Consider the following 1761-nt stretch of genomic DNA (forward strand, 5'->3'; position numbering starts at 1 on the left):
TTGTTGTTTTTGCAACTGCTCAATTTGTTGCCACAGCGCTTCGCTTTCGGCGGTTAGGTCGGCGAACAGCCGCATATCGCCTTTGCGCTGCGCCAGCATGGCTTGCTCCAGCTTCTGATCGTAGATTTTACGCAGTTTTTTCACCGGGTCGCGCTTAAATAGTCCAAACATGGGCGTTGCTCCTTAATGCTAGTGAACAGAGTACGGCTGAAAGCCGCATCATGTTCACTTTGGCATTCGAAAAAATGTGATTTAGCGCCAGAGCCATTTTTTCTCCAGCTCAATAATCAGCATGATTGCCAGCCCTAGCCCCACAGGGATCAACCAGTAGGCCAGTGGCAGGGCGCTGGTGCCAAACAATTGCTGCATAAAAGGCAGATAAACGAAGCCGAGCTGCAATACCAGTAGGACGCCCATCGCCAGCCAGGCCATTTTATTGGCAAACAGCAGACTGAATTTTAAGCTGCACTCGGCCAGGTAGCGGCTGTTGATCAAATAAAACGCCTGCGCCATCACCAGGGTATTGACCGCCAGGGTGCGGGCTGTATTGATATCAACGTCGGCAGCGATGGCCCATAAAAACATCAGAATGGACACCCCGCCAATCATCAGCGACACCAGACTGATGCGCCACAAAAACATGCCGCTTAAAATGGCTGCCTTGGGATCGCGTGGTGGTCGTTTCATCACCCCAGGCTCCGCCGGCTCAAAAGCCAGCGCCAGGGCTAAGGTCACGGCCACCACCATATTAACCCATAATATTTGCACCGGCGTAAGTGGCAGCGTTAACCCAAACAGCACCGCCACCAGCATCACCAGGCCCTGGGCACCATTGGTGGGCAGAATAAACAAGATGGCTTTGCGTAAATTGTCGTAGATGGTGCGACCTTCTTCCACCGCTTTGGCGATGGTGCTGAAGTTATCATCGGCCAATACGATATCGGCCGCTTCCTTGGTGGCTTCGGTGCCTTTAATGCCCATGGCGATGCCGACATCGGCTCGTTTTAGCGCTGGGGCATCGTTGACGCCATCACCCGTCATGGCAACCACTTCGCCACTGGCCTGCAGGGCTTTTACCAGGCGAAGCTTGTGCTCCGGGCTGGTGCGGGCAAAGACATTGCCGCGCATGGCCAGCTCCTGCAGCACCTCATCACTGGCCGCTTCTATTTCAGCACCGGTTACCACCACCAGATCGCCAGCGCCGGCCAGCGCCATGGCTTTGCCAATGGCTTCGGCGGTACCGGCATGATCGCCGGTGATCATTTTGACCCGAATACCGGCTTGATGGCACTGGGCTATGGCTTCGATTGCCTCAGGCCTCGGTGGGTCGATGATGCCGATAAGGCCAATAAACTGCATCCTGGTTAAATCATCCATACCAAGCTCGGTATGGCTGGCCGGTTTCCTGGCGGCCGCCAATACCCGTAGGCCCCGACTGCTCAGTGTTTCCAGTTGCTGCTGCCAGTAGGCGCAGTCTAACGGCTCGGACTTGCCGTCGGCAGTCAATTGCTGGTCGCAGCGATCCAGCAAACGATCCGGCGCGCCTTTCAGCAGAATGTGCTGGCTGCCATCCGGGCGCTGCTCCAGGCTGGCCATAAACTTGTTCTCGGACTCAAAAGGGATTACCGCCAGCCGTTGGTAGCTTTCACGCTCAAAGCCGGCTTTTTCGGCCAGGCAGAGCAGGGCGCCTTCGGTGGGCTCCCCCTGCACACCCCAGTGCTCATCCTGTTGGGTCAGTTGGCTGTCGTTGGCAACAGCGAC

2 protein-coding genes are annotated in these 1761 nt (G+C 56.2%); both read right to left on the reverse strand.

Annotation, left to right across the window (positions count from 1 at the left end; all coding sequences use genetic code 11):
- Positions 1 to 171, reverse strand: a 171-nt coding sequence (locus tag JJU14_RS16580) for a DUF6435 family protein (protein WP_228614822.1), incomplete at its 3' end; no start/stop codon positions are given.
- Between the two features lie 81 nt (positions 172 to 252).
- On the reverse strand, positions 253 to 1761 hold a 1509-nt coding region (locus JJU14_RS16585), incomplete at its 5' end, for an HAD-IC family P-type ATPase (RefSeq protein ID WP_228614821.1).

It is taken from the genome of Alkalimonas sp. (assembly GCF_020831925.1).
Lineage (GTDB): Bacteria > Pseudomonadota > Gammaproteobacteria > Enterobacterales > Alteromonadaceae > Alkalimonas.